Origin of the sequence: Chamaesiphon polymorphus CCALA 037, assembly GCF_003003845.1 — a bacterium.
Taxonomy (GTDB): Bacteria; Cyanobacteriota; Cyanobacteriia; order Cyanobacteriales; family Chamaesiphonaceae; genus Chamaesiphon; species Chamaesiphon polymorphus.
On sequence record NZ_PVWO01000559.1, the window covers coordinates 1 to 3512 of the forward strand.

At 43.3% G+C, this 3512-nt stretch carries 3 protein-coding genes; 2 read left to right on the forward strand and 1 reads right to left on the reverse strand.

The genetic code is table 11. The annotated features are described in order from the left end of the window. The first annotated feature begins 58 nt into the window (after positions 1-58). Both C7B77_RS26315 and C7B77_RS26320 read left to right on the forward strand, forming a co-directional pair. Positions 59-1285 (forward strand): type II secretion system F family protein, encoded by a 1227-nt coding sequence (locus C7B77_RS26315; RefSeq protein WP_106311962.1) that lies wholly within the window; start codon positions 59-61, stop codon positions 1283-1285. Positions 1286-1498: 213 nt separating this feature from the next. After that, positions 1499-2077 (forward strand): hypothetical protein, encoded by a 579-nt coding sequence (locus C7B77_RS26320; RefSeq protein ID WP_106311965.1) that lies wholly within the window; start codon positions 1499-1501, stop codon positions 2075-2077. Positions 2078-2138: 61 nt separating this feature from the next. On the opposite strand, the gene C7B77_RS26325 is transcribed toward C7B77_RS26320, so the two are convergent. After that, positions 2139-3407: a dicarboxylate/amino acid:cation symporter gene (locus tag C7B77_RS26325; RefSeq protein WP_106311968.1), complete on the reverse strand. Its 1269-nt coding sequence runs from the start codon at positions 3405-3407 to the stop codon at positions 2139-2141. Between the last annotated feature and the right edge of the window lie 105 nt (positions 3408-3512).

A 3512-nucleotide genomic window follows, 5' to 3' on the forward strand; every position in this document is an offset into this window, starting at 1 on the left:
ACCGTCGGGAAACCCGACGAGCGCGAGCCGCAACTCCCAACTCCCAACTCTTAAACTTATGCCAACTTTTATAGCTGAAGTCCGTGACGCCCAAGGTAATGTCAAACAGGAAAAAGTTGACGCTCAAACTGTAGATTCCGCTCGCAAAAAGCTCAAACAAAAATATCAATTCATTCAAAATATTAGACCTGTTAAATCTTTTGATGTCACCAAAATTGACTTCCAAGACATCGAAGCAGCCATAAATCCTGTGACTGTTCGGGATAAAGCTGTATTCTCCCGTCAATTTGCTGCCATGGTTAATGCTGGCGTGGCAATGGTGAGATGTCTGACAGTTCTATCCGAACAGTGTGGTAATCCCAAATTACGTAAAGTGCTTGCCCAAGTCAGTACTGACGTTCAACAGGGGATCAACCTATCTGACGCCATGCGCCGACACCCAGAATGTTTTGATACTCTATATGTCAGCATGGTACAAGCTGGAGAAGTGGGTGGGGTACTCGATGAAGTACTCAATCGTTTGGCTAAAGTATTAGAAGATATGTCTCGCCTCAAAAACCAAGTTAAAGGCGCAATGGCTTATCCCGTAGCTGTGGGGATTTTAGCAATTTTAGTCTTCTTAGGGATGACAATTTTCTTAATTCCAGTATTTGCAGGTATCTTTAAAGGTTTAGGGACGGAGTTGCCTGGTCTAACATTATTTATGTTGGGCGTCAGTGGCATCTTAACTAGTTGGATGGTCTTGATTCCGATCGTGGTCATTGGTGGATTAATTTTTGCCTATAATCAGTATTACAAAACCACAATTGGTAAACTGACAATGGATCGTTTTTTCTTGAAAATGCCAATTATTGGCGACTTGAATGAAAAATCTGCAACCGCAAGATTCTGTCGGATTTTTGGGACTTTAACTCGATCGGGTGTACCAATTTTAAATTCGCTCGATATCGTCCGCGATACTGCTGGCAACCAAGTAATTTCTAATGCGATCGAGAAGTCTAAGATTGAAGTTCAACAAGGGGGGATGTTAAGTAACGCTCTCATGCGCGAGAAAGTTTTTCCACCGTTGGCGATTCAAATGATCAGTATCGGCGAAGAAACTGGAGAATTGGATACGATGATGATGAAAGTTGCCGACTTCTATGAAGATGAAGTCGAACAAGCTGTTAAGGCTCTTACCAGCGTCCTCGAACCAATTATGATGGTCTTCCTGGCTGGGATGGTTGCAGTCATCTTGCTTTCGATGTACTTACCAATGTTCAAAGTATTCGAGAAACTCGGCTAATAAATTTAAAATATTTCCTCAAACAATCTAGGTAGAGTAGTGGCATTCATTACTCTACCTAATTATTAGCTGGGCACGAGCGATATCAGGCTAAAACTTACTATAATGTTCGTCAATTTCGATCGATGTGAGTATCTCATTATCAACACTGCCGGAGCTTATGATTCAAAAGTTAATTATCAATTATCAATTATCAATTATCAATTAACTTAAATGTCTATCAAAAAGTCAGACTACGAGCAAATATTATCTCAATATAGCAACCATACAGAAGCGATCGAGCTGCTCAAGCAGTATCGCCCGTATCTGGAAATGATTCCCAGTATCAGACGATCGGAAGAAAGTTTGATTACCATGCCTTTGCCTGTCGTCCAACTCCGAAAGGTGACGATCGGACAACAATTAAATCAGTTTTCGCCGATAACGGCTACTTCTAAAACAATCTTACTTCCTTGCGATCTTGCTTATTTAATGTGCGATCCAGAATGGAAAATTAAGATGGGTGGCGAGATTATTATCTTCATCCATCGCCCTGAAGAAGATCTTTCCGATTTACTAGCGCGGTGGCGACAAACCCAAGTAATGCTAGACCACGACTATGAATGGGTAATGCCGCAATACTATCGGCATATTATTTGTGAAAGTGGCGAATATCTTTATCCATTATTCGTGCTATTTCCGCAAACACCCGAACATATTCAGAGGGGATTGATTGGGGCACACTTACCAGTTGTGACTACACCGATTCTGCAACCCGATCGAGCTGAATTAACATCATCCGATCGATCCTGACCGCGCGGATGATATTAAATAGTACTATAAGCTGAGAACAATCTATGGATTGCTTGACCAGTTAGCCCGTCTCAACTTCGGAGGTAACTGGTAACACTCTCAATTCCACCACATCAGACTGAGACTGAGACTGAGGTTCCCACCGTTCTAGCATTACAGCATGAGCCGTGTTGCCTATTACATTAAGTAAGGTGTGAAAACTATCGGTCAATCGATCTACTCCAGCCAAAATAGCAACTCCTTCTAGCGGCAACCCCGCCGCTGTAAAAATTGTTGCCATCATCACAATTCCCGCACCAGGAACGCCAGCCGTACTAAAGGACACGAGTAACGTACTCAAAACCACTGCGAACAGCAGACTAGGTGTCAACGGGACATCATAGAGCTGTGCGACAAACAAGGCATTAAACCCCTGTCCCACTGCCATCCCATCACGTTTGAGAGCCGTACCCAAGGGAATGGCAAAACTAGCGATTGTCGGCGACAGACCATACTTTTCTTGCGCGTTTTGTAGGGCTACAGGCAAAGCAGCATTCGAGCTAGCAGTACCAAATGCGAGGGTTAAACTAGGGGCAAAACTGCGGAAAAAGTGCAATGGCTTCGATTGGGAGATCCACAGTAACACTGCATAGACTCCTATCATCAAACCGATTGCTAAAACAACGCCCACCATATACGTAAGTAACCTACCCAAAATGCCAATTCCTTGGACGGCAATGACAGAACTCATCAGGGCAAATACCCCAACGGGTGCAGTGTAGAGAATTAAGAACAGAATTTTTTCACTGATGGCATAGATACTTTCAATGAATTCCACAAATGGTCGAGCGCGCTCGCCTGCTTGTTGAATGCCAATTCCAATCAGTGCGCTCGAAAAAATAGTTTGAAGTAAATTTCCCGAACTGAGGGCACCGAGGGGATTAATGGGAATCAGACCCACCAACCAAGCAATTAGGTCAGGCGCAGCTCCAGCATCTACTTCGATATGGGCTTGGACGAGTCCTGTCGTGCCAGTACCAGGGTGCATGACAATGGCGGTAAATATGCCCAATCCGACAGCCATAATACTGGTAAGAATATAGCTAAACAGTAATTTAGCAGTGTAACGCCCAACTTGAGAGGCATTCTGGAGACGGGTCAGAGCTAAAAGGAGTGAAGAAAAAACAATCGGTACCACTACAAATTGAATCAAACGTAGAAACGCTTGTCCCACAGGATCTAAACAGTAAATATTTAGCGGTTCGACCCAAGTAGGCAAAACTTCATGGAGGATAGCACCAAATGTCATACCAGCGGCAAGAGCTAGTAGTACGATCGTGGATAGGTTCATAATATTTTAAAATCGGGCAAACATAGTTTCTTAGAGGATGTTTGAAAAGTGGGGAGGTGGGTAAAAAAGCTCACAAGAGCATAAGCTACGAATAGAAAGTAAGTA